General features: G+C 32.4%; 26 protein-coding genes. 19 read left to right on the plus strand and 7 right to left on the minus strand.

Annotated features, from left to right (window positions below):
• The first annotated feature begins 430 nt into the window (after nt 1–430).
• Nucleotides 431–1873: a nicotinate phosphoribosyltransferase gene (locus GC105_RS06340; protein WP_152802862.1), complete on the plus strand. Its 1443-nt coding sequence runs from the start codon at nt 431–433 to the stop codon at nt 1871–1873.
• 97 nt (nt 1874–1970) lie between these two features.
• Here GC105_RS06340 and GC105_RS06345 read toward each other — a convergent pair whose 3' ends face one another.
• From GC105_RS06345 to GC105_RS17580, 3 genes are all read right to left on the minus strand, one after another.
• A complete protein-coding gene (locus GC105_RS06345; protein WP_152802864.1) occupies nt 1971–2660 on the minus strand; it encodes a hypothetical protein in 690 nt (229 codons plus the stop codon).
• Between the two features lie 151 nt (nt 2661–2811).
• Nucleotides 2812–3570: an SDR family NAD(P)-dependent oxidoreductase gene (locus GC105_RS06350; RefSeq protein WP_152802866.1), complete on the minus strand. Its 759-nt coding sequence runs from the start codon at nt 3568–3570 to the stop codon at nt 2812–2814.
• 143 nt (nt 3571–3713) lie between these two features.
• The gene (locus tag GC105_RS17580) at nt 3714–4406 is read right to left on the minus strand and encodes a GntR family transcriptional regulator (RefSeq protein ID WP_343029972.1); all 693 of its coding nucleotides are present in this window, start codon (nt 4404–4406) and stop codon (nt 3714–3716) included.
• Between the two features lie 380 nt (nt 4407–4786).
• Here GC105_RS17580 and GC105_RS06360 point away from each other — a divergent pair, with 380 nt between their 5' ends.
• The 11 genes from GC105_RS06360 to gndA all read left to right on the plus strand — a co-directional run bounded on the left by GC105_RS06360 (nt 4787) and on the right by gndA (nt 16230).
• Nucleotides 4787–5803: a zinc-dependent alcohol dehydrogenase gene (locus GC105_RS06360; protein ID WP_152802868.1), complete on the plus strand. Its 1017-nt coding sequence runs from the start codon at nt 4787–4789 to the stop codon at nt 5801–5803.
• Between the two features lie 59 nt (nt 5804–5862).
• Nucleotides 5863–7011, plus strand: a complete 1149-nt coding sequence (dgoD, locus tag GC105_RS06365) for a galactonate dehydratase (RefSeq protein WP_152802870.1) — start codon at nt 5863–5865, stop codon at nt 7009–7011.
• A gap of 24 nt (nt 7012–7035) precedes the next feature.
• On the plus strand, nt 7036–8451 hold the full coding sequence (locus GC105_RS06370) for a gluconokinase (RefSeq protein WP_152802872.1): 1416 nt from the start codon (nt 7036–7038) through the stop codon (nt 8449–8451).
• A gap of 73 nt (nt 8452–8524) precedes the next feature.
• On the plus strand, nt 8525–9544 hold the full coding sequence (locus GC105_RS06375; protein WP_152802874.1) for a DctP family TRAP transporter solute-binding subunit: 1020 nt from the start codon (nt 8525–8527) through the stop codon (nt 9542–9544).
• A gap of 106 nt (nt 9545–9650) precedes the next feature.
• Nucleotides 9651–10145, plus strand: a complete 495-nt coding sequence (locus GC105_RS06380; RefSeq protein WP_152802875.1) for a TRAP transporter small permease — start codon at nt 9651–9653, stop codon at nt 10143–10145.
• A complete protein-coding gene (locus GC105_RS06385; protein WP_152802877.1) occupies nt 10138–11421 on the plus strand; it encodes a TRAP transporter large permease in 1284 nt (427 codons plus the stop codon). Before GC105_RS06380 ends, GC105_RS06385 begins: the two co-directional genes overlap by 8 nt.
• A 50-nt stretch (nt 11422–11471) precedes the next feature.
• Nucleotides 11472–12470, plus strand: coding sequence for a 2-dehydro-3-deoxygalactonokinase (locus GC105_RS06390; RefSeq protein ID WP_152802880.1), 999 nt, complete (start codon nt 11472–11474; stop codon nt 12468–12470).
• A 35-nt stretch (nt 12471–12505) separates the two neighbouring features.
• On the plus strand, nt 12506–13141 hold the full coding sequence (locus GC105_RS06395) for a bifunctional 4-hydroxy-2-oxoglutarate aldolase/2-dehydro-3-deoxy-phosphogluconate aldolase (protein ID WP_152802882.1): 636 nt from the start codon (nt 12506–12508) through the stop codon (nt 13139–13141).
• A 14-nt stretch (nt 13142–13155) separates the two neighbouring features.
• A complete protein-coding gene (locus GC105_RS06400; RefSeq protein ID WP_152802884.1) occupies nt 13156–14103 on the plus strand; it encodes a phosphoglycerate dehydrogenase in 948 nt (315 codons plus the stop codon).
• Between the two features lie 22 nt (nt 14104–14125).
• The gene (gene eda, locus GC105_RS06405; protein WP_152802886.1) at nt 14126–14749 is read left to right on the plus strand and encodes a bifunctional 4-hydroxy-2-oxoglutarate aldolase/2-dehydro-3-deoxy-phosphogluconate aldolase; all 624 of its coding nucleotides are present in this window, start codon (nt 14126–14128) and stop codon (nt 14747–14749) included.
• A 101-nt stretch (nt 14750–14850) separates the two neighbouring features.
• Nucleotides 14851–16230, plus strand: a complete 1380-nt coding sequence (gene gndA / locus GC105_RS06410) for an NADP-dependent phosphogluconate dehydrogenase (protein ID WP_152802888.1) — start codon at nt 14851–14853, stop codon at nt 16228–16230.
• 144 nt (nt 16231–16374) lie between these two features.
• On the opposite strand, the gene GC105_RS06415 is transcribed toward gndA, so the two are convergent.
• From GC105_RS06415 to GC105_RS06425, 3 genes are read right to left on the minus strand one after another with little or no spacing between them, the layout of a single operon-like run.
• A complete protein-coding gene (locus GC105_RS06415; RefSeq protein WP_152802890.1) occupies nt 16375–17343 on the minus strand; it encodes an acyl-CoA dehydratase activase in 969 nt (322 codons plus the stop codon).
• Nucleotides 17331–18422 (minus strand): acyl-CoA dehydratase activase-related protein, encoded by a 1092-nt coding sequence (locus GC105_RS06420; protein ID WP_152802892.1) that lies wholly within the window; start codon nt 18420–18422, stop codon nt 17331–17333. Before GC105_RS06420 ends, GC105_RS06415 begins: the two co-directional genes overlap by 13 nt.
• Nucleotides 18394–19335, minus strand: a complete 942-nt coding sequence (locus GC105_RS06425; protein ID WP_246169742.1) for an acyl-CoA dehydratase activase-related protein — start codon at nt 19333–19335, stop codon at nt 18394–18396. The genes GC105_RS06420 and GC105_RS06425 overlap by 29 nt, the downstream gene beginning before the upstream one ends.
• A 378-nt stretch (nt 19336–19713) precedes the next feature.
• Here GC105_RS06425 and GC105_RS06430 point away from each other — a divergent pair, with 378 nt between their 5' ends.
• Both GC105_RS06430 and GC105_RS06435 read left to right on the plus strand, forming a co-directional pair.
• Entirely contained in the window at nt 19714–21486 is a 1773-nt protein-coding gene (locus GC105_RS06430) for a phospho-sugar mutase (protein WP_152802896.1), read from the plus strand.
• 135 nt (nt 21487–21621) lie between these two features.
• Nucleotides 21622–22728: an aminopeptidase gene (locus GC105_RS06435; RefSeq protein WP_152802898.1), complete on the plus strand. Its 1107-nt coding sequence runs from the start codon at nt 21622–21624 to the stop codon at nt 22726–22728.
• Between the two features lie 55 nt (nt 22729–22783).
• On the opposite strand, the gene yyaC is transcribed toward GC105_RS06435, so the two are convergent.
• Nucleotides 22784–23335, minus strand: coding sequence for a spore protease YyaC (yyaC, locus tag GC105_RS06440; protein WP_152802900.1), 552 nt, complete (start codon nt 23333–23335; stop codon nt 22784–22786).
• 177 nt (nt 23336–23512) lie between these two features.
• Between yyaC and GC105_RS16805 the strand changes: the two genes are divergently transcribed.
• The 5 genes from GC105_RS16805 to GC105_RS16810 form a co-directional block, all read left to right on the plus strand.
• Nucleotides 23513–23653 carry a hypothetical protein gene (locus GC105_RS16805; RefSeq protein WP_207706948.1) on the plus strand — a complete coding sequence of 47 codons (141 nt, stop codon included), beginning with the start codon at nt 23513–23515 and terminating at the stop codon, nt 23651–23653.
• A 91-nt stretch (nt 23654–23744) separates the two neighbouring features.
• Complete coding sequence (locus tag GC105_RS06445) at nt 23745–24431, plus strand: transaldolase family protein (RefSeq protein WP_152802902.1); 687 nt, start codon at nt 23745–23747, stop codon at nt 24429–24431.
• The gene (locus tag GC105_RS06450) at nt 24428–24904 is read left to right on the plus strand and encodes a COG2426 family protein (protein ID WP_152802904.1); all 477 of its coding nucleotides are present in this window, start codon (nt 24428–24430) and stop codon (nt 24902–24904) included. Before GC105_RS06445 ends, GC105_RS06450 begins: the two co-directional genes overlap by 4 nt.
• Before the next feature lie 358 nt (nt 24905–25262).
• Nucleotides 25263–26072, plus strand: coding sequence for a hypothetical protein (locus tag GC105_RS06455; RefSeq protein ID WP_152802906.1), 810 nt, complete (start codon nt 25263–25265; stop codon nt 26070–26072).
• 61 nt (nt 26073–26133) lie between these two features.
• On the plus strand, nt 26134–26377 hold a 244-nt coding region (locus tag GC105_RS16810), incomplete at its 3' end, for a hypothetical protein (RefSeq protein WP_207706949.1).

Below are 26377 nucleotides of genomic sequence, written 5' to 3' on the forward strand. Positions count from 1 at the left end.
CGTGAAGTAATTGTTAGGAAAGCAAAATACTATTTAAACTACTAGAGTTATAATATCTATTTGATGTATAATTAAATTTATCCCGCATTAACAGGCATAAGACTCCAGTCGTAGGTTGCGGGCTTCTAGCTCCTTTCAGTTGTTACAAGCCTCGCCAACCCTGACCGGGGAAATACCATTCAATTTCTCTAACCTTTCAGTCTAGAGAAATCGGGTATTGCTCCCACTTCTTCAAGATGATAAAAAAAGCTAAGTGGGGGATTAAGAAAACCCCTAATGAATAAAGTTTCAATTTATAATATGAGTTAAATTAAGGCACTGACTTTTAGTAAATTGCTAATACATGAACTTGCCAGTATGTAATGTGTTGCAATATTATAAACACAAGTGTAAAATTAAAACATTACATGAAAAATGGAGGAAATATGAAATGTATCACAAAAGGATACCGCAACTTTCTACAGATTACTATCAACTAAGCATGAGTAATGTGTTTGTTAATGACAATAAAAAAGACGATATAGCTGTATTTGATTTATTTATTAGAAATAATCCTTTTAACGGTGGTTATACTGTATGTGCAGGACTAGAACAAGTAATAAACTATCTTATGAATGTTCACTTTTCGCAAGATGATATCACTATGTTAAGAGAAAATCACCCTGAGTTATCAAATGAATTCTTAGATTATCTTAGTACTTTTAAATTTACAGGAGAATTACATGCCATCCCTGAAGGTACAATTATATTTCCTCATGAACCAATACTACGTGTGAAAGCACCGTTAATACAAGCACAAATTATAGAGACTTCACTTCTTACTATTATAAATCACCAAACTTTAATAGCTACTAAAGCTGCTAGGATAGTACAATCAGCTGAAGGTGATTCTGTTCTAGAATTTGGGCTTAGGCGTGCCCATGGTTCCCAAGCAGGTTTATATGGTGCAAGAGCAGCTATCATAGGTGGGTGTGTAGGCACTAGTAATGTAGAAGTTGAATCCATTGTAAATATACCTGCAAAAGGGACTATGTCCCACAGTTATATTCTCAGCTATGATAACGAATATGAAGCTTTTGAAAAGTTTTCCTATTATAACCCTGATAATTTAATGCTATTAGTAGATACCTACAATACTCTAAAATCAGGTATCCCTAATGCTATAAAAGTATTTTTAAAACTGAAAGAAGAAAATAAATTACCTGACATTTATGGTATAAGATTAGATTCGGGAGATTTAGCCTACTTAAGCAAAGAATGTAGAAAAATGCTCGATGGGGCAGGATTTCCCAACGCGATTATATCTGCATCTTCAGACTTAGATGAATATCTAATTAGAGATTTAAAGCTTCAAGGAGCTAAGATTACTTTATGGGGAGTAGGCACTAAATTAATTACGGCCTATGATCAACCCGCATTAGGGGCTGTTTATAAACTATCTCAAATAGAACATCTAGGGCAAAGAATAAATAAGATTAAAGTTTCAAATGATCCTGGTAAAATTACTAATCCAGGATATAAAAAAGCTGTAAGAATATATGATAAATCATCAAATAAAGCTTTAGCAGATGTAATTATGATAGATGATGAAGTTATAGACGAATCAAAACCTCTAACGATATTTCATCCTGTTTATACGTGGAAGAAGAGAATATTATTTAACTATCGAGCACAAAATTTACTAGTGCCTATTATTGTGGATGGTAAATTAGTATACGATTTACCTACAATTAGAGAGATTCAAAGTCGCCTAAAAGAAGAGTACAAATCAATATGGCCTGCTATTACTAGGTTTACTAATCCTCACGAGTATCACGTAGATTTGTCACCAAAGCTTTGGAATCTTAAGAATGAATTATTAAATGAACAATAGTTAATATAAGTATAAAGCGCTATGCAGAAATATCTGAATAGCGCTTTTAAAGTGTATGTTAATATAGTTGCACAAAAGTAAAAGACAAGTGGAAGTATTACTCTTTTGTTTTTTCATCTTCATCTGGAACTGTACTAGTATCTTGAGAATCTTCAAAAGTATTTAATTCTATTGGTTTTATTGTCAAAGCATTAGTGTTTAATCCTAGGCGATCTTGTAGTTCAGTGGAAAGCTCTAAGTTTACTATACTATTATCATCTAATCTAGTAAAAGTGTAAGTTGTCAATGAGACAATCGTTCCATCAGAACCAGAAATATCACTAGGTTTTACATCTAAGAATTGTATATGGTTTGAAAATAAATTGCCACTAATTTTACCTTTATTATGTATATCTAGAGGTAGTGTAGTATATGGAGATTGTTCTTCTGAAACACTAAGTTTAAAACTATCGGAACTTATTTCAATAATTCCATCTTCGGGTATTGGAATGTCATCTACTAAGATTGAATAAGTCCATTGTTGTTGAGCAATTTCGATCATATCTTCATCGCTGATATAAGGTATAATACTAATAATAAAATCTAAATAGAATTGCTTTTCTAATTTAGTATCTTCTTCTGACGATTTGTAACCTTCGATCTGTGTTTGTAAGTCGTCTATTTTTCTCTCAAGATCATTTATTTTTTTAGTATTAAGATCATTTTCTTCAATAACATCTTTGTTTGAACAGCTTGTACCAATTAATAATATAATAAAACATAAAAACATTAATGTAATTTTTTTCAAGTTACCACTCCTCAATGCAAATATCTTATACATTATAATATGAATTAATATATTTTAAAAGAATAAAGTGTAAACAAATTTTAACAAAAATATTAAGAATAAAGAAAAAATAGACGTTTTACCGTCTATTTACGAAGCAATATATAAATTTTTATCTAGATAAGTATCCTCCATCAACTGGGATAATTGCGCCGTTTAAATAATCTGAGGCCTGAGAGGCTAAGAAGATTACAAGACCTTTCATATCTTCTGGTTTCCCCCATCGTTTAGCTGGAATTCGACTAAGAATTTCTGTATTCCTTGTTTCATCTTCAATTAAAGCTATATTCATTTCTGTAGCCATGTAACCTGGAGCAATAGCATTTACATTTATACCTTTACTAGCCCATTCATTTGAAAGTGCTTTAGTAAACTGAGCGACTCCACCTTTACTTGCTGCATAAGCACAGACAGTATTTCCACCAAAGAAGCTAAGCATAGAGGCAACGTTAATAATTTTACCGTGACCTTTCTTTAACATTAAATTTCCTGCTAACTGACACATGAGAAATACTGAATTTAGATTTACATTTAAGACTTCTTCCCAATCTTTTAGTGGAAAGTTTTCAGCATTATGTCTGCGCTGTATACCTGCTGCAGTAACTAAGATATCCAGGTCTCCTTTAAAATATTCAACTGCTTCATTGAACGATCTATTGTTTTCATCTTCAATTTTTAAATCAGCTTTTATACCGTGACACTTATAACCTTGCTTTATAAAATCTTGTGAAACAGTTAATGCCTTATCAGAACTTCCAATAATAACAACTTCACAGCCAGCTTCTAGTAAACCTTGTACCATCCCATATCCTAGTCCACGACTACCACCTGTTACAATTGCCTTTTTACCTTGTAAATCGAATAAATCCATATTATAACGCCTCCCGAATTTTAAATAAATAAAGTGATACTTTATTAAGTAAGGTTGCTTCATCCCTGTTAAGCCTGCTTATCTTTTATTGTTATCTTAATAGCTTAAGCGGGAATGTGAATACCTATAGTGCGTAATAAAACTTAAAGCATTTTATCAACTTTTAGTATAAGGCTAACAGCTTGCTTTGCATTATCAATATGTAAGTGAAGAGCATCTCTAAGAGCCTGTTCATCTTCTGATAATATTGCGTTTAAAATTATCTCATGTTCTTTAACTCCTGCAATGTCTTTTTCTCTAGATTGTCGTTGAAATAAATAATTTGAATATAAAAAAGGATTTATGTACTGGAATAAATCTACTATCTTTGTGTTTCCTGAGCATTTTAGATAAAGTTCGTGAAACATATAATCGATATGATAAATTTTTAGGTAGGAATCAACAGAAAAATCCGAATTTAAATCGGTTACAATCTGCTTATGCACTCGAACATTGTCTTTAAGTTGCTCTCTCAATTTTTCGTTAAAATTTACAGATGTAATTATTTCATGGACATACTGTAAATCTAGCATTAATCTCATATCAAAGATTTCGTCAATTTCATCGGCCTTAACTGATTTAACTTTCATACCATGACGAGGGAAATTTTCTATAATTTTTTCTGAAATTAACCTATTTAATGCAAGTTTAATAGGAGTAACGCTAGCACCATAACGATCAGAAAGATCTTTAATATTAATTTTTTGACCAGGAAGTAACACGTGCTCAGTTATATCTCTTCTTATATTATCGTAAATTATGTCAACAAGTGTTGATTTATTTGTGTTATTAGACACTTATTGCACCTCCATTCCATAAAGATATTAATGATGACTATTATACAGCAAAGAGAATAAATGATAAAGTAAATTTTATTACAGTTAATATAAATTTAATTTTACGACAAATAAATTTATTATTCAAGTCTATATTGACAAATAAGAGTTAAATAAATATAATTAGGGTAAATTAAAAATATATTCACTTATTTAAAAAATATTGTTTAGACGAGAAATTATTTATTAAGTTGTTATGATCCAATTTATGAAAACGTTTAATACGTCTAAGACAAAGAGCTAAGCCTTTGACTTTAGATGATTTACAACAAAGAGGAAGCAGTTTCTTTTATGTAACAGCTATCGTAATGATAAGATCATGAGCAGAAGGAGAGATGATTTTGAAAGCGTTAATTTATACAAATCCTAAAAAGGTTGAAGTTAGGGACATACCAGAACCTACATTTCGGGCAGGTAGTGTAAAGTTAAAAATGAAATATTGTGGAATATGTGGCTCAGATATAGGTATTTTTCTTGGTACACACCCAAGAGCTAAAGCGCCATTAGTATTAGGACATGAATTTTTAGGAGAAGTAGTTGAAGAAGGAAAAAAGTTTAAAAAAGGTGATCGGGTAGTTGCTTATCCATTACTTTCATGTGGTAACTGTTTACCTTGTCGAACTGGTAACGCCCATGTATGTAATACATTAGGATTGATAGGGATAGATGTTGATGGTGGCATAGCACAGTACGGCTATGTAGATGAAGATGTATTATTTAAGGTTCCTGATAAAGTTTCAGACATAGCAGCTACTGTTATAGAACCACTTGCTGTTATAGTTAGGGCAATTCACCAAAGTAATTTTAAATCATTAGATGTAGTTGCAGTAATAGGTGCTGGGCCAATAGGAATGATTACGGGAATGATGTTGAAACATATGGGAGCTTCAAAGATTTTTATCTCAGATGTAGATGAGAAAAGACTCGAAATGGCTAAACAATTCGGACTGATACCTGTAAATGCAAAAACAGAGAGTATGGAAACCATATCAAAATTAGACACAGATGGTGAAGGCGTAGATGTATTGTTTGAATGTAGTGGTGCTGAAATTGCAGCAATGGAGATGACTAATATTACCAGAGTTGGAGGTAGTATTTGTATGGTATCTGTACATAAAGCTCCACATAATGTGAATTTAAGAGATATTAATTTCAAAGAGCAACATATGGTAGGTACAAGAGTATACACTAAGGAAGAGTTTAGACAAGCAGTAGAGTATGCAGCTCAGATAAATGGAGATTTAGAGAAGATCGTCTCTCATATCGTACCTTTAAAAGATAGTGAAAATGTGTTTGATATGATTGCAGATCCGCAGTACGGTACAGTTAAGGTTCTTGTCGACTGTACGAAAATATAAACTATTTAAAGAATTGAAAGGCGTGCATAAGCTTAGCTTACGTAGGGTATAGGGATTTTATGAAGATAACAGAAGTTAAATTATATAAAGTACCACCACGGTGGTTGTTCCTGAAAATAAGCACAGATGAAGGTTTATATGGATGGGGTGAACCTGTTGTTGAGGGTAAGGCTAGTTCCGTAGAAGCTTGTGTAAAAGAAATGTCTGATTATATTATTGGAAAAGACCCTTTAAGAATTGAAGATATATGGCAAATGCTTTATAGATCAGCCTTTTATAGAGGTGGACCAATTATAACTAGTGCAATATCTGGAATTGAGCAAGCGTTATGGGATATTAAAGGCAAATATTATAATGCACCCGTATATGAATTGTTAGGTGGTGCATGTAGAGATAATATTGATGTTTACTGCTGGATCGGAGGAGATAGACCCTCAGATGTTGGTGCTGCAGCATTAGCTCAGAAAGAACTTGGATTCAAGGCTATAAAAATGAATGCCACAGAGGAAGTGCATTACATAGATAATTATTCAAAAGTACAAGGAGTATGTGAACGAGTAGAAGCAATTCGTAAAACTTGTGGATCAGATTTCGGCATTGCTGTAGATTTCCATGGAAGACTTCATAAAAGCATGGCAAAAATATTGGCTAAAGAATTAGATAAATATCATCTGATGTTTATAGAAGAACCAGTATTATGTGAAAACTACGAAGCTTTTGCTGAAATTGCAAAGTATACATCTACACCAATTGCAACTGGGGAGAGGTTGTATACCCGCTGGGATTTTAAGAAAATCTTTGAACAAGGAATCGTGGATATTATTCAACCAGACCTTTCTCACGCAGGAGGCATCTTAGAATGTAGGAAAATTGCTGCAATGGCAGAAGTTTACGATATGGCAGTTGCACCACATTGTCCATTAGGCCCTATTGCATTGGCTGCATGCTTGCAATTAGATGCATGTACACCTAATGCCTTTATTCAAGAACAAAGTCTAGGAATTCACTATAATCAAGGAAGTGATTTGTTAGATTATTTAAAAGACAAGTCGGTATTCAACTATAGTAATGGTGTAGTAAAGTTGCCTACAAAACCAGGTTTGGGAATTGAAATTGATGAAGAGTATGTAATTAAACAAAGTAAAATAGGACATAACTGGAAAAATCCTGTTTGGAGAAATTCAGATGGTACAATAGCGGAATGGTAAAAAAACGTAAAGGTGGGCAAGCCATTGAACATATTAGTATTAGAATCTAGTACGACGTCTGCCAAGGCAATGTTATATGATACTGTAACAGGAACATATGAAGTAAAGATAAATACATATACACTCTGTAATAATGATACTACAATACATGATGCTGAGAATATTTTTAATGAAACAGTAGCATTAGGAAGAAAACTTTGTAAGGGTAAGAAAATTGATATTGTGTCATTAGGGGGAGCATGGCATAGTGTTATGCTTTGTGATATGGCTATGAAACCTAAAACACCAGTATACTTATGGTCATACACTGGAGCGTCAGACTTATGTAAAGAGCTTAGAGAAGATAAGGATTATGTGAAATCGTTTTATCAGAAAACGGGTTGTATGGTAAATGGAATATATCCAGCATTTAAATTAATGCTTTTAAAAGAAAAAGGATATGACTTAAATGACTATTTAATTGCAGGACAAGGTACATATAATATGTTTCGTTTAACTGGAGAGCGCGTAATAACGGATAGTATGGCTTCAGGGACTGGATTGTTAAATACTCATACAAAAGAGTTTGATATAGAAATCCTCGATGAGATAGGTATTAAGGAGTCTCAACTAAGTAGGTTAGTAACTTATAAAGATACTATTCTATTATCTAAAGAAGGATCGTATCACTTAGGAATTGATGAAGGTACTCCAGTAATTCCAACAGGACCTGATGGTGGTTTAAACCAAGTTGGTGCAGGAGCTTTAGGTGATGGAGTTATGACTTTTTCAATTGGCACAAGTGGAGCAATGCGTTTGACCACAGATAGTCCAATTATACCAGAAGAGCCAAGCACGTGGTGTTATATGTCTCCAAAGAAATGGCTTAGTGGAGCAGCAACATCAGGATGTTGCAACTGTATTGATTGGTTTAAGGAAAAGATGTTTAGCCCAGATACAAGTTATGAGGACATAGAAAAAGGTTTTGGAGATATAGAAACAACACCAGTATTCCTGCCCTTCTTGTTTGGAGAGAGATGTCCCGGTTGGCAAGATGACAGGAATGCAGCATTCTTTGATATTAAGCCATTTCATACAGCTCATGACATGTATCACGCAATTATGGAAGGTACGCTGTTTAACTTGTATCAGTGCTATCAAGTACTGACAAATATTAATGGTATTCCAAAGAAAATCAAACTATCTGGAGGAATTCTAAATTCCCCGTATTGGACTCAAATGTGTGTAGATATATTTGAAACCGATATGGAAATTGATAATCTAGAGCATAGTTCATTATTAGGAGGTGTAGCACTAGGCATGGAACATCTTGGAATAATAAAGGATGTGACTGAGTTTACTGCAGAAAGTGCCAAGGTCATTCATCATAATCCTAAAATGAATCAACTATATAAGAAAAAGTATGAGAGATATAAATACTGGTACGATAAAGTAATTTAGTTATACTAAATATTCAGCTACTAATAGCTTAATATTTTTTATATAAAACAATAAAAAACAGGGGGAGTAAATTATGTTGAAGTTGAAAAAAAGTTTAGTATTATTATCAGTTGGCTTATTAGTAGCTCTAACAGCTACAGGTTGTGGTTCTACTGACACAGAAACAAATGATTCAGGCGAAGAACAAGTAACATTAGTTTTCTCAAATGTAACTTCTAAATCAGGTAAGGATGCAGGCGAGATGTTTAAGGAAATCGTAGAAGCTGAGACAGATGGATCAGTAACAGTGAATCTATTTCCTGACAACCAACTTGGTGATGATCGTGTTGTAATCGAAACAACTCAGTTCGGTGACATTGATGTTGGAGTTAGTTCAACTAGTCCATTAGCAACTATGTATGCAGATTTTTATCTGTTTGATGCGCCATACTTATTTTTAAGTAGTGAAGATGCGTATGCTGCACTAGATGGTGAAGTAGGTCAAAAAGTTTTAGATGGAATGGAGAGTATAGGATTAAAAGGTCTTGCATTCTGGGAAAATGGTTTCCGTAACTTTACTAACAACGATGTTCCTGTAAGTAAACCAGCTGATGTTAATAGGTTAAAGATACGTACTATGGAAAATGAAATCCATATAGCTGCATGGACAGCATTAGGTGCTAATCCAACTCCTATGGCGTTTACAGAATTATTTACAGCGTTACAACAAGGTACTGTAAATGGACAAGAAAATCCTTTAGGGATTATCGATGCTAATAAATTTGAAGAAGTTCAAAAATACGTTTCTATAACTCAACATGTTTATACACCGTATATAGTTACTATGAACTTAGATAAGTATAATTCATTATCAGATAATCAAAAAGCTGCAATATTAAAAGCTTCTGAAGAATCAACAAAATATCAAAGAGAACAGTCACAAAAATATGAAAAAGAAATTATGGATGGATTTGAGTCAAAAGGTGTAACCGTTATCGAATTGACAGCTGACGAAAAAGCTGAATTCCAAAAGGTTATTACTGATGCTAATATATTTGAATTAGTTAAAGAAAAGATGGATAATCCAGATTATGTTGACGGTATTTTGAAATAATCGTCAGCAAAATGTAATTAGTTATTTTAAAATGGATTTCGATAATATTTCATCTGGAATAGCATCGGAATCCATATCTATTTTCATTATAGAAAGGGTGAGATTAATGAAGATTTTAAAAGCACTTGACGATAAATTTGAACTCTTTGTGTGTATAATTCTTATGACACTTATGACTTGTATAATTTTTGTTCAAGTATTTATGAGATATGTTATGCAAAATTCTCTTGTTTGGTCTGAAGAATTAGCTAGATATATTTTTATTTGGTTAATATATATGGGAATCAGCTATGGTGCAAAAATAATGAAACATATAAAAATCGATGCTGCACTAGGTTTATTTCCCAGGAAAGTACAACCAATAATTGTAATAGTAGGAGATCTATTATTTTTAGGATTTGCGCTGTTTATAACGCATTCCTCATATACTATAGTACAACGTCAAATAGGCTTAGGACAGTCTTCTCCAGCTATGCAAATACCGATGTGGATTATTTATGCCGCTCCTATGGTTGGGTTTGCATTCACATCTATTAGACAAGTACAGACGATTATATATAGAATAAACATATTGAGAAGTGGAGGAGAAAACAATGGTTAGTGCAGCTTTATTTATTAGTCTACTAGTTTTTCTTATATTTAATTTGCCTGTAGGTATTGCCATCGGTCTTTCTTCTTTAGTAGCAATTCTCGTGGGTGGAACTTTATCGCCAGGCTATTTAGCACAGGCATTAGTTACAGGTACAGACTCTTTTCCAATCATGGCAATACCACTATTTATTCTAGCTGGTGAGTTAATGGGTGCAGGAGGAGTTTCAAAGCGTATTTTGAATGTTGCTAATGTTTTTTTTGGTAGAATTACTGGAGGGCTTGCAATAGTTACAGTAGTTGTTTGTATGTTTTTTGCAGCTGTATCTGGTTCCGGTCCTGCAACTGTAGCTGCAGTAGGATCTATGGTTATACCAACTATGCTTGCAAAGGGATACAGTAAAAGTTTTACATTAGCTTTAATCGCTTGTGCAGGGAGTATTGGTGTAATTATACCGCCTAGTATACCAATGGTTATTTACGGTGTTTCAACAGGTACTTCTATTAGTTCTTTATTTATTGCAGGTTTTATGCCAGGAATACTAATAGGTCTTGCTTTAATTTTGTGGTGTTATATTTATTGTAAAAAACAAGGTTGGGAAGGTGATGAAGAACCTTTCTCGTGGAAGAGATCACTAGAGGCTATATGGGATGCGAAATGGGCTCTAATTAATCCAATAATCATTTTAGGCGGTATTTATGGTGGAATATTTACACCAACTGAAGCCGCTGCAGTTGCAGCAGTATATGCTTTTATATGTGGCGTATTTATTCACAAAGAGTTAAAGCTACGTAGCCTAATTAGTACTATAGGAGGTGCGTGTTCGACTACAGGAACAACTATGGTAATTCTAGGATGTGCTACAGCATTTACAAAAATCTTGACCATTGAACAAATTCCAGCTATGATTACAAATGCTATCATTAATGCAACAGATAATACCATTGTGATATTATTGTTAATAAATATATTATTATTGGTAGTAGGATGTTTTATGGATACAACTCCAGCAATTATGGTACTTTCACCAATATTACTTCCAGTTGCCCTATCAATAGGCTTAAGCCCTGTTCATTTTGGGATAATAATGGTAGTTAACTTATCAATAGGGTTTATAACACCTCCTTTAGGTATAAACTTATTTGTTGCCGCAAGGATTGGGTCAGAACCTTTAGAAACGGTCACTAGAGGCATAATTCCATTCATAACTGTTATGATTGTATGCTTACTATTAGTTACATACTTTGCTCCAATATCAATGTTCTTACCAAACTTATTAATGAGATAGTAAGTGAGATACGTACTATAAGTTTTTAGTAAAGCGAGAGGATCATAATAATGTACAATGTTTATATAGATTCAGGAACATCTAATACAAGAGCATACTTAGTAAAAAAATTTGAGTTGATTGATACAGAAGCTATTAATGTTGGCACAAAAGATTCTGCTATTGCAGGAAATAATAATGTCCTATTAACTGCAATGAAAGAGTGTTACGATAAATTATTGTTAAATAATAAATTACAAGAGATTGATATTGTAGATATTTGGTCTTCAGGAATGGTGACAAATACATTTGGTATTACTGAAGTGGAACATATTAGCATCCCAATAACTGGGCAGAAACTATTAGATAAAATATACCTTCATAATGAAGAAAAAATCTTTAGAAGAGAATTGAAACTTATTTGTGGTGCCAAGACGGCTCAACCGGGAGACATTATTGATATAGAAAATGTTGAAAGAATGAATAATGTTCGTGGCGAAGAAATAGAAGTAGTTGGTATGGTAGCTACTAAAATATTACCAAGGGACAAGAAGTGCGTAATGATCTCTCCTGGATCTCATACACATATGTGTTATGTAAAAGATGGTGCGATTATTGATATAGCATCTAATTTTACAGGAGAGTTAAATTATGCAATTGTGAAAAGCACTATTCTAGGCGGAGAATTAAGTGAAAAAGATATTAAAATGAATTGTGAATATGTAAATAAAGGATACCAATACCTTAAACAATATGGAATTTGCAGAGCCTTATATATTGTGCATGGAACAAAGGTTTTTAATGTGTGCTCTGATGATGTCAGGAGTCAAATTATGGCTGGAATTATCACTGGCAGTGTTGTGGATCTATTGGGAGTTAAAATATCTGAAGATTGGAAAGATGTAGAAAAGATTATCATCATTGGAAGTAAGTTATACGTAGAGTCATATCGTATTTTGTGTGAGGAAATTATTCCTGATGTTTCAGTTGAAGTAGTATACGGATATGAAGGAAAGAGTTTTGCGCTATGTGGGTTTTTAGAAATCTTACGATTAAGAAATCAAACATAAACTAAAATAAAAATACTATACGAAGGAGAATGCAAATGAAGAGCACTATAGATATGATTGTTGAAAATAAGTTAGTGGCAATATCAAGAGGTATTTCATCTGATAAGATGATTAATACAGTACAAGCTTTAAAAGACGGTGGTATAGTTTGTATCGAGGTGACATTTAGTGCCAAGAGCGAAGAAATATCCAGAGATACCTTAAAAGCCATATCAATGATCAAAGAGTACTTTGGTGACGATATTGCCGTTGGAGCAGGTACGGTACTTACAGTAGACAACGTGAGACAAGCTGCGGATGCTGGTGCTCAGTATATGATTTCACCTAATATTAACGAAGAGGTAATAAAGGAAACAAAGAGATTAGGTTTGGTATCAATACCAGGTGCTTTTACACCAACTGAAGTTATAAATGCCTATAATATGGGTGCGGATATAGTTAAATTATTTCCTGCAGCAGTTTTAGGTGTAGAGTATATTAAAGCAATAACAGGGCCAATCACACATATTCCTTTAACTGCTGTTGGTGGTATACATGCTGGTAATGCCAATGATTTTATAAGAGCAGGCTGCATAGGTGTAAGTGTTGGTGGAAATTTAGTGAATAAGAAATTAATAGATGCAGGAGATTTTGAAGCAATCAAAAAATTAGCTCAAGAATACAAACTATAGTTAGGAGATAAAATATGAAAAAAGTACTAATTACTTCTCGTTCTTTTGGTAAGACAAGTGAAAAACCTATTCAGATACTTGAAGAGGCAGGTCTAGATATTACGCTTTTAGGTAGTGACTTTAGTGAAGAAAAGTTTAAGGAAATAATTCAAGATTACGATGCACTGATAATTGGTGCACACAAATTTGATGTAGAAGATATGAAGAGATGTTCAAAGTTGAAAATTATCTGCAAACATGGTGCAGGTTTAGATAATATTTATTTAGATGATGCCAAAGAGTTAGGTATAGTAGTTACTAATGTACCTGCCATGAATTCTAATGCAGTTGCAGACTTAGCATTTGGACATATATTAAATATTAGTAGAGGAATATCAATTTCTAGTGAAAAAGTGCGTAATGGTGAATGGAAAACTTATACAGGTAGAGACGTGTATAAGAAAACTCTTGGGTTGGTAGGATTTGGTGCAATAGCAAAAAATGTAGCTCGGCGAGCAAATGGCTTTGATATGAAGGTATTAGCTTACGATCCATTTCTAAAAGAAGTACCGGATGAATTTAAAGATTATGTAACACTTGTGGATTTCAATACAATAGTAAAAGATAGTGACTTTATTTCTATTCACGTTCCTCTAACAGATGAAACAAAAGATCTGTTTAATAAAGAAACAATTCTTAGTATGAAAGAAGAAGCTTATTTAATTAATACAGGACGTGGTGGTATTATTAATGAGATGGAATTGTACGAATGTATGGTGGCTGGTCATTTAAGTGGCGCGGCTTTAGACGTAGTAGAAGTTGAGCCTATTAATGCTGACAATCCACTATTAAAACTAGAAAACGTAGTAATTACTCCACATATGGGTATGTATTCACTTGAAGCTATCAGTGCAGTTAGCATAGTTTGCGCAGAAAATGTAGCGAAAATGTTAAAAGGTGAAACACCTAATTATATTGTTTGATTATTTTAAAGGAGGAAAATGAATGAGCCATTTATTAGATAAAATCGCAGAATTTAAAGTAATACCAGTTGTAAAAATTGATAATGCAACTGATGCAGCGCCACTTGCTAAAGCGTTAATTGCAGGTGGATTACCTGTTGCAGAGGTAACTTTCCGTACAGATGCTGCTGAAGAAGCTATCAAAGAAATGTCTAAATTTTCTGAAATGGTAGTAGGAGCAGGGACAATAACATGTGTAGAACAGGCTCAAAAAGCTTGTGATGCAGGAGCTGTATTCATAGTTACTGCAGGTTTTAACCGTTTAGTTACTGAGTTTGCAGTTGAAAATAATATTCCAATATTTCCAGGTGTATGCACTCCCACTGAATTAATGTACTTGTTGGAGTACAAATTACCTGTAGCAAAATTTTTTCCAGCCGAACAATTTGGAGGGTTAAATACTATAAAAGCACTAAGTGGTCCATTTCCAAATATCCGATTTATGCCAACAGGTGGAATTAATGAAAAAAACATACTTGAATATTTGGCAAATCCTAAAATTATAGCCTGTGGTGGAAGTTGGATGGTAAAGGACACCTTAATTAATGAGCAGAAATTCGATGAAATTCAACGCTTAACTTCTGAAGCAGTAAAATTAGTAAAATAATTCAATTATTTTCAATTACATGCCTCGTAGGTTCATAAAATAGCTTAAATATACGAGGTAATTTTTTTATCCCACATTAATAGTTTAGAGGAGGTAAGGTAATGTACTCAATTGCAATTTATGGTCTAGGTGTGATGGGGAGCAGTTTAGCTAAAAATCTATTAAGCAAAGGATACTCTACAGCCCTTTTTAGTAAAAGCGATGAAGAAGGTAAAAGGTTTTGCTACGATGGCATAAATAAGGATTGGAAAGTGTTTTCAGATGAGAAAAAACTAGTATCTAGTCTTGTGAGTCCACGTATTATTTTTCTGATGATTACTAGTGGCTCGCCAGTAGATGAAGTAATAGAATCTTTAATCCCTAGTTTAAATAGTGGAGATATAATTATCGATGGTGGAAATTCTCATTATACTGATACATCGAAAAGAGTAGAGTATTTAAAAAACTGGCAAATTAACTATTTAGGGATTGGAGTATCTGGCGGTGAAAAAGGAGCGCTGATAGGTCCAAGTATGATGGTTGGAGGCAGTAGAGAAGCATGGGAAGTAAGTAAAGAATTGCTACAGAAAATTAGTGCCATTTATCGAGGTCAATCTTGTTGTAATTATCTCGGACCAAAGGGAGCAGGACATTTTGTGAAAATGGTTCATAATGGAATCGAGTACGCTATATTACAACTTATAGCAGATATTTATACTATTATGAATCAAGGACTGGGCTTGTCACATAATAATATTATCAATACTTTTATGAAGTGGAAAACTAGCAAATTGAATTCATATTTGTTAGATATAACCATTGATGTATTGTCCAAAAAAGATGAGGATGGAAAGATATTAATAAGTAAGATTTTAGATGTAGCAAAGCAAAAAGGAACAGGAAGTTGGACATTACAAGAGGCTATGAAAAGAGGAGTATATGTTCCAACAATTTGCGAATCTGTATTTGCTAGATATTTTTCTGCAAATAGAGAATTAAGGATAGAGGGAAGTAACACTTTAAGCGCTACTGTAAGACCTATGGAGCTAGATAATATACAAGAACAATTAAAAGATGCTTTATTATCAGGAATTATCTGTAGTTACGCGCAAGGGTTAGAATTAATATCAGTAGCATCTCGAGAAGAAGACTGGAACATAGATTTAAAAGAGGTTGTTTCAGTATGGAGAGAGGGATGTATTATTAGCGGTGACTTACTTATAGATATACTAGATTCATTAGAAGAGAATAAGCAAAATATCTTAATTACAAAAAAGATGTTATTCATCACTGATTTAGAAAGCTCATGGCGTGAAGTAATTGTCAAAGCACAACAAGCAGCATTAGCTATACCAACTTTAATATCTACACTTTACTATTATGATAGCTGTCGTGCAAAATTGATGTCAGTTAATTTAATACAAGGACTACGAGATTGTTTTGGTGCTCATGGCTATGAAAGAGTTGATAAAGAAGGAGTTTTTCATACAGATTGGCAATAATATGGGAGATTTAATATGATTACTGGAAATATGACTATTTAAAACGGTTCTTATTTATAAATAAGAAAGTAGTTAAGCTAAACAAATATTAAAGGTATCTTAATACTACTAAACTATAATATGTGTCAGTAGTATTAAGTTTATCTATTTATCTCCAGAAGCAGAGATATTGTTTTCACTCCATTTGCCGCACTTGTCTCCAAAACGTCCGACCAGAGTATTATTGTCTTGCATTATTGTAACGACTTCGCAGCAGTTAGGACAATCTTGGCATTCTAAGCTAGTCGAATTGAAACTACTTAAGCATGTATTAAATCCTCTAAAACTAGTATTTGTTTTTTTAGTTTCCGCTGATAAAATGGCGGCTCCTATTGCTCCCATGACGCCATAGTGTGCCGGAACGTACAATTTTTTACCTAATGATCTTTCGAATGAAGCCTTAATTCCTATGTTTGCAGCTACTCCACCTTGAAAAAATATAGATTCTTGTATATCTTTCCCTTTAGCTACATTAGTAAGGTAATTTCTTACTAATGCATCACATAATCCAGCGACGATGTCAGGAGTATTATATCCCATTGCTTGTTTGTGTATCATATCTGATTCAGCAAAAACACTACATCTACCGGCAATGCGTAAAGGTAAAGTAGCTTTCAAAGCGTAATCTCCAAACTCTTGAATTGGAATTTGCATTCTCTCTGCTTGTCTATCTAGAAACGACCCAGTACCAGCAGCACAAACGGTATTCATTGCAAAGTCAACGACAATACCGTTATTTAATACAATAATTTTAGAATCTTGTCCTCCAATTTCTATAATGGTCTTTACATTTTTATCAATATTTAGGGCTGCTACAGCATGGGCAGTAATTTCGTTTTTTACTAAGTCAGCCCCTAAAATGTACCCTCCCACACTTCTACCACTACCGGTGATACCAACTGATAAAATCTGTTTGTCATTATATGTTTGTCCTAAGATACTTAAACCATTTTTGATGGCATCTATTGGTTTACCATTAGTTTTTAAGTATAAGTGTTCAATTACATGATAATTTTTATTTAGTAACACAAAATCAGTACTTACTGATCCAACGTCTACCCCTAGATAGTACATGAAGCATTTCTCCTCTCAAGTAAATCTAAAAAAGCTTCTATTCTTGTAGTATACCCAGCTTCACCAGTCATTTCATCAACAACTAAAGACATAATTGGAAAATCTTTGTCCCTTGAGATACTAGGAAGTATAGATTTAGAAACTACTTCTGGCATGCAACCGACTGGGAAAATCTGAATTGCACCATGATATTTTTCTTCATGTGCCATTACAGCTTCAGCTACACACTCTCTACCATGACCTCCTACCCAGTATGAAAGATAATCTTTTGAGAACCGTTTGACATCGATGCCATTTAATTTTATTAGTTTGAGTAGGCTATCTTTTATCCACCAACTAGGAGTTAGTTTTCGAGAAGAACTTACTCCATAATCCATTAGTTTTTCTTCGATATTTAAATTTGAGAAGGAGTCAATGACAGTGTATATTTCGCCAATAATTGCTATTTTAAGTGGTGATTTATTATTATCAATTTGAATGTGATTCATTTTTGTTTTATATTCATTTAGTATAGCTAGTGCACCATGAGGATCATCAATGGAATATGCTGTTGATAATGCATTTTTTAAAAGTTTTTTTGATTCACCACGATTTATTTCATAACCAGCATATAGATGAGCTTTACTTTCTAAATGATCTATAATATTCATAGCACGAATTCCCCTTAATACGGCTTTCGTAATTTGTGGTTTACTTAAGGAGGTTTCATTAAATAAAGCATCTAATCCACAAATATGATCATTTGACTTTAGTTGATCAGGTAAGTCAGCTAAGATAAACTTAACTGAGTACCCAGCCTTTTTAAGTAGTCTCATTTGAAGTTCACTATATTCACCAAACCTACAAGGTCCACAGCTACTTACTAATAATATAGTATCTGCTCCTTGCTGGATACTCTGAATATAATTGCCCATCATGATTTTAAAGGGAAGGCACATTTCCTCTGGAGAAATGCTAGACCCTATTTCTAATGATTTTTTATTAGAGAGAGGAGGGATAATGTACTCGATTTTTAATGCATCTAATAATATTTTGCCAGCAAGATATAAATTACCCATGTGTGGAAATGTCAAGATCAATTAATTTCCTCCTTTTTAGCATATCGATAAATGCTTCTAGTCTTGTGTCCATACCTGCTTGTCCAGAGTGTTCATCTAATTTAAGTACAAGCATTGGAAAATCTTCAATCATATCCTTCATGATGTCGATAGAGACAGAGTCAATACCACATTGAAACGAAGACAAGAACACAATTCCATCTACTAGGTTGTTTTGTGCTAAATGTACTCCAGAGCCAAGAGTTCCTATCATATTTGACCAAAAAGGTTTTTTAACGAGATTTTCAATGGCGGATTTTATATGAATCATTTTCACACACTCTTCTGTAATAACACCTGCATCTAGTGCATGTAGTTTATTTATAACATCCATATTTAGGTGATTATCATAAACTGTATACAGATGTCCTAATAGTGCTATCTTTAGTGAGAACCCTTTTTCATCATCTAAACCTTGCTTTTCATTAGCATGATATTTTAATGCATCTTCAAATGATTCTTTAATTAAAGAAGGAGTTTTACCCGCCAATTTACCGACTTTTTCACACCACTTATATATTTTTTTCTTATCATTTAAATATAGAGGGGAACTAGTTATTGTAGTAAGCTCAGGTATACTGTTTATAATCATCTCAGGCAAACCACAAAATTTTGGGCAAATATATTCTCCATCAGAAGCTTTCATTATTCTTGGCGTTAAAATAAGATCACACTTATCTCGTAAATAAGATACATGTCCATGAAAAATTTTTATAGGTAAACATGCTTCATCGACGCAAGTGCGAATGCCTTCATTTAAAATATTCTTATTGGTATTTGGTGAGGTTAAATATGAGATGTGTAGGTTGTCTAGAAATTTCTCTATAAATTTATGGTATTTATAATAGTAAAGACCTTTTGGCAAGCCAACTATCAATATCATCACTCCTAACATATACAATAATTATGTATTTATTTGGACTATTTTATACATAAATTAGTCAATTGACGAAATAGCCGTGGTTAATTATCACTTAACTATTTCTTAAATGATTCTTTCTTATAATTTATATAATGAAAATTATCATGCAAATTATACCAATAGTGTTGGTTATCTGATGAAAAAAAATAGTAATGAGTTAATATTGTGTTATAATTAGGGTATATATATTAGATGATTTACGCTAATAATATAGATATATAATTGATTATAAAAAGATGATATACAATCTATAGTATTAATTATTTAAAAGGGAAAGGTTTCCCAATATTATAATCGTACTTTCTTATTTCTTACATCTTTTGCAATAAATGATTATACCAGGGGGATATTATGAGTTATATTAATAGATATGATAATTGGATCAATAGCGAACACGTTGATGAAAAAACAAAAGAAGAACTTAAAAGTATTGAAAATAATCAAAACGAAATAGAAGATAGGTTTTATAAGGATTTAGAATTTGGCACTGCAGGGCTTCGTGGAATAATGGGAGCTGGAAATAATCGAATGAATAAATATACTATTGGGTTTACTACACAAGGATTAGCTAACTATATTTCAAGATGGGGACAAAAAGGGAAAGAAAAAGGTGTGGTAATAGCATACGATTCGAGAAATATGTCTGCAGAATTTGCTAAACATACAGCCCTGATACTATGTGCACAAGGCATAAAAACGTATTTATTTGAATCGTTAAGGCCGGTGCCTGTTTTATCATATGCCATCAGACAATTAGAGTGTTTAAGTGGAATCGTTATTACAGCTAGCCACAATCCGCCAGAATACAATGGCTATAAAGTATACTGGAAAGAAGGCTATCAGCTAACTCCTACATTAGCAAAGGATATAAGTGAAGAAATCAATAAGATAATAGACTTTAAGTATATTAATGTAATGGATGAAGTAGAGGCGATAGAGAAAGGAGTATTATCTTATATTTCTAGTGAAATTGATTCAAAATATAATTGTGCAGTAATCGCTCAATGTTTAAATAAAAATATGATTAAAGAAGAAGGACGAAATATCAATATCGTATATTCACCTTTACATGGTGCAGGTAATATACCTGTAAGAAAAGCACTTGACAGTATAGGGTTTTCAAATGTATATGTAGTAAAGAGTCAAGAACACCCTGATGGAAATTTCCCTACTGTAAAAATTCCAAATCCCGAAGAAATTCAAGTATTTGATTTATCTAAAGAATTAGCATGTGAAAAGGATGGAGATATTATTATTGCTACTGATCCTGATGGAGATAGAGTAGGAGTAGCGTATAAAAATAAAGAGGGAGAATATATTAACTTAACTGGTAATCAGATAGGTTGTTTACTTGAATATTATATTCTTAGCCAATTGCAGCTGCAAGGTAAATTACCAACTACCGGAGTAGTGATAAAGAGTATTGTCACTACAGATTTAGCTGATCGTATCGCTAATAAGTTTAATATAAATGTGGAAAATACTTTAACAGGATTTAAGTTTATAGGGGAAAAAATAGAAGAGTACGCTAATACAAAAGTTAAAACGTTTATATTAGGGTTTGAAGAAAGCTATGGTTATTTAGTAGGTGAACATGCAAGAGACAAAGATGCAATTGTAACGTCCGTTATCTTATGTGAAATGGCATTATATTATAAAAATATAGGTAAGAATTTAGGTGACATCTTAGAAGATATATATATAGAACATGGATATTATACCGATCATATTGAGTCTATACAACTAGAGGGAAAAGAAGGAATTGTTAAGTTGCAGAGGATTGCAAGTTTCTTTAGAAAGAGTTTGCCTATGAAATGGGCAGATATAAAAGTCACTCATATTGAAGATTATCTTCAAAGCAAAAGAAATGTAATAGGTGAAGGTATAGAGAGTATAAATTTACCAAAGTCTAATGTCATGAAAATTTATTTAGAAGACGGAAGCTGGTTCTGTATACGACCTTCTGGAACTGAACCGAAAATAAAAATTTATTTTTCGGTGGTAGCTAATTCAATACAAAAGTCAAAAGAAAAATTAGAGGCTTTAAAGATAGAGGTTATGTTAAAAGTAGTAGAAGCGCAAGAACCAAAAGAAACAGTTGCTAAAGAAAACCTTGATAAATAAATTATCAAGGTTTTCTTTCTATACATAATATTACAAATTATCTTCTTGTATTTATGTATATGAATAGACTAATTAAACATGGTCAAACTAAATGAATTATAAAATTACTAAATTGAAGATAGGAGAAATAATAAAATGTCAGATATAAGATTAAAGAAATATGCACATACGTTAATCAATTATTCTTTAGAAGTCAAAAAGGATAATTTAGTAGTAATACAAGGTTATGACTTGTCTTATCCATTGATTGAGGAGTGTTATCGAGAAGTAGTGAAATTAGGAGCACATCCTTACGTAATCTTAAAACACGATTTAAACGAAATACTATTTAAAGAAGGAAATGAGAATCAATTAAGTTATATATCTCCTATATCTGAAGAGATTGCATCAAAAGCAGATAGGTTGTTAAATATAGGAGGTGGTAATAATACAAAGTATATGAGCAATATAGATCCTAAGAAAATATCTGCCTATAATAAAGCTCGCGGAAACATAAGTAAAATTCAAATGGATAGAGCAGACAAAGGTAAAATGAAATGGACTATATGTATGTATCCAACACAATCTTCTGCACAGGAAGCAGGTATGTCTATACGGGAATATGAAGATTTTATTTTTGAAGCCTGTCTTATAAATGATGAAGATCCTGTAGTTTCCTGGAAAAAAGTAAGAGATAGTCAGCAGAATATAGTTGATTATTTAAATAAAAAGAATCATCTTAGAATAGTAGCAGATGGAACTGATATAGAAATGAAGATAAAAAATAGAATTTGGATTAACTCAGATGGTCATAATAATTTTCCTAGTGGAGAAGTATTTTCAGCACCAGTAGAAGATAGTGTCAATGGAACCATACGTTTTTCATTTCCTGGCATTTATTCAGGACAAGAAATAGAGGATATACGTTTAACATTTACTGACGGGAAAGTTGTAGAAGCAAAAGCAACAAAGGGGCAAAAGTTATTAGAGGCGCTCCTTGCCACAGACGAAGGAGCTAGTAGGGTAGGAGAAGTAGCTATAGGTACTAATTACAATATTACACAATTTACTAAGAATATGCTGTTTGACGAAAAGATTGGTGGTACAGTACACTTAGCATTAGGAAAATCATATGCTCTTTGTGGAGGGAAGAATAAATCTGCTATACATTGGGATATGCTCTGTGACATGAGAGATGGAGGAGAAATATACGCTGACGACGAATTGTTTTACAAGGATGGGAAAAGCATTATTAATGATTAGTGTAATGAATTCATAATCTATAACAAATTATTAGAAATTGACTCATAAAGCAGTCTTATATTGGGACTGCTTTATGAGTTGCTAAATATATTGATTGAGTTATAACCTCAGCCATCTCAATTATCAAACTAAGTCTAACTTGATGTATACTAGAACTATTAAATTTATCTACTGAATCTACAATGCCAATTAATGAAAAATTACCTACAGGAGGGAGTTTTTTACCTACACCTTTTCCAGGATATAAAGGGCCTTCTCTAAATTGAATAGTTCCTACAGATTTTGAATTACCCAGCGAAGCATCAATAGCGATGATATTATGATTAGGGTATTTAGCATTTAAGTATTTAAGATTATCTTTTAAGTTAACTGCATGGATAGGCTCAAAAATAGTGCCATATACAGGATATTTTACATTTAAATTCTTTAAATTATACCCAACTAAAGGTCCTAAACTATCACCGATACAGCGGTCGGTACCTATACACACTATCACAAAAGGAGAGCTTAGATAGTCTCGTAGTACTAGACTTAAAGATACGCTAGCATTGGGTTCTTTTACATCATATACTATTGAGTCGGAATTATTTCGTTTTATACCCAACATCTCATCACCTCTATCTATGTATATAAAATAAGCAATCATAAGATTACAAAAAATATAAAAATAATTTTGTATTCATTAAAATTATTTTTATGTATAAGCTGTTTAATAACACGAAAAATTTTAATGGTTGAATATATAAAGGGGTTTTATGTCAACAATCTATATGAGGTGATAGAATTGAAGCTTAAAAGACTAGTATTAACAATTTTGGTAATTATTATTACTGTATGCACGATTAAATTTCAAATTGATATTGTTAATGGTAATCAAGCTATGATAAATGAGAAGGATATAAGAGTTAATCTATTACAAAATTAAAAAATTAATTTATAACGGGGAGTATCTTATTGATACTAGGTTCATAAATAGGTATAATGATTAGATAAATTTCCATTAGAGGAGTGTGTTCATGAAGATATTATTAGATACTGCTAATATCAATGAGATTAAAAGATGTATTGATTATTACGAGATAGACGGTGTAACTACCAACCCAAGTATTATTGCCAAAGAAGGTAAAGCATTTATTCCACATATGAAGAGTATCGCAAAGCTTATTGACGATAAAAGAACTTTGTTTGTCCAAGTAGTAGCTACCGATTATGAAGGGATTATAGAAGATGCTAAAAAAATACTAAATGAGATTGACAGTAATATTTCAGTAAAAATTCCAGTAACAAAAGAAGGATTAAAGGCGATGAAATCTTTGAGTAAAAATGGATTTAATATAGCAGCAACCGCTATCGTTACTTCACAACAAGGATTAATGGCTGCAAAATGCGGAGCAAAGTACTTAATCCCATACGTAAACAGGGTAGATAATATACTAGGTGATGGAACCAATTTAGTAAGTGAGATGATGCAGATGATGATTAATTACAATTACAATAGCGAAGTAATTGCAGCAAGCTTTAAAAACATACAACAAATTCACAATTGTACTTTAAATGGTGTTCATGGAGTTACAATCAGTGCTGATTTACTAGACAGTCTAGTACATCATTCCCTTACTGATACTAGTGTAGAACAATTTACTAATGATTGGATGAATGCATATGACAATCAAACTTCTATAAGAGATGAGGGTTCAAATTGATTGAGTTCTTAAGCAACTTTCCTGATTGGCTAAAGATATTAATTTCATCAGCAGTTCCTATTTTTGAACTAAGGTTTTCTATACCTTTTGGAATATTACTATTAGAAATGCCATACATAAATACATATGTTTTAGCAGTAATAGGCAGTATAATACCAGCTCCATTTATTTTATGGCTTATACCTTCAATATTAGAATGGATGAAGGGAACTAAAATATTCGGTAAATTAGGAAATTGGATTTATGACTTAGGAATGAAAAAATCAGAGGTTATAGATAAGTACAGTTTCTGGAGTTTAGTAATGTTTATTGCAATACCATTACCAGGTACTGGAGTTTGGACAGGATGCTTGGCTGCATCATTAATGAGAGTAAAATTTAAAAAAGGCTTATTAGCTGCATTTATAGGCTCTTCCATTGCAGGTATAGCTATGATCATTTTAAGTAGTGTATTTGGTATGGCAATACTTTAAAAAAAGTCTAAAATCAATAGTATGAAATTTGATTTGACACAAATTAACAGTGAGAAGTTCATAAAGCTTGAGAACCTTATAATACTAGGTTTCAAGCTTTTTTTAAGTGCCTGAAAGTACGTAATTTTGTTATCTTTCTGTTCTAGTTATTAATCCAACTCCTATTGTTTTTAGTAACTTGTAGAAAATGAATTGAACACTTATATTGCAATCTAGAGTCTATAGAATCTTTTTTTTACTTATAATCCAAAATTCGACATAACAAATAATCAATTTGTTATATCATAAATTAAAATAAAATAAAGGATAGATATAACAAATAAGGAATTAATTAAATAAAAAGAAGAGGTGTGATAAAATGAAATTTAAGAATATATCAATTAAAACTGTTGCTGTTACTTTATTAATTTTATTAATATGTAATTTACCTGTATATGCATCAACTGCACAATTACAAGATATTAGCAACATGGATTACAGTAATCTACCAAGCAAACAATTAAAAGTTTTGGAGAATGAAGTTATAAACATGTCATCTGATGAATATGATGAATTTATACATAACAATGTAATTGCAACAGATGACTTTACACTATTACAAAAAAATCTATCAAAAGTAGGAGTTGAATTATCAAAAAATAAAATTATAACTGAAGATCAAATAGGCATACTTGCAGTACCAGCTTCTGGATCTACTATAAATACTTACAATTCAAGACAACCAGGTGCTAATTATGAAACGATACATTGTGATTTCACTCTTAAATATGGAGAATCAAGGCCCGCAACGTATGATGTTATAATAATATACTACGATTCAACAAAGGCTGATTATCATAGTTATGGGACGCAATCTGGAGTTACATCTCTCAAAACAGCAGCAAATATAACTAAAGGTACGGGCGTTTTTAATTTTTTTGATACCAATTATAGAAAAAATGGTTATTGCACCATAAGAATTCAACGTAAAAACCAAGGGGTTACTAGAGTTAATTATGGAGCGGATTTTGTTCATACTTACAATACTACTAGCACATCAACCTCTGGAAGTGCAAACGTATCATTTGGCGGAACAGGTACAATAGGAGGAAGTGTAGGAGTAAATGTTAAAATTTCGTCAGCAGAATCAAAATGGTCAATTGCTGATACAGGTTATTGGAAACCATAACAACAGTAAAAGAGAGGGTATACACGTGAATAAAAAAAATATTTTTTTAACATTTAGTATATTGATGACTATTATATTTACATTGGGGTGCCAAAACCAGAACAAAGAATCACTTCAAGAATATCAGGATACGTTATATTCTATTAGTAATGACATATTTCGAATTACTTATAAATCAGACATTGATGATCTAACAAACATCGTAAAATTATTAATAGACGTAAACGAAGAAAACTACCTAACCCAGATACCTTATATTAAAGGTAAAATTTCCAGTTTTGAAGAGGAAAGTCATTCGATTTATT

This window comes from Alkalibaculum sporogenes, assembly GCF_009362815.1.
GTDB classification, from domain to species: Bacteria; Bacillota; Clostridia; order Eubacteriales; family Alkalibacteraceae; genus Alkalibaculum_A; species Alkalibaculum_A sporogenes.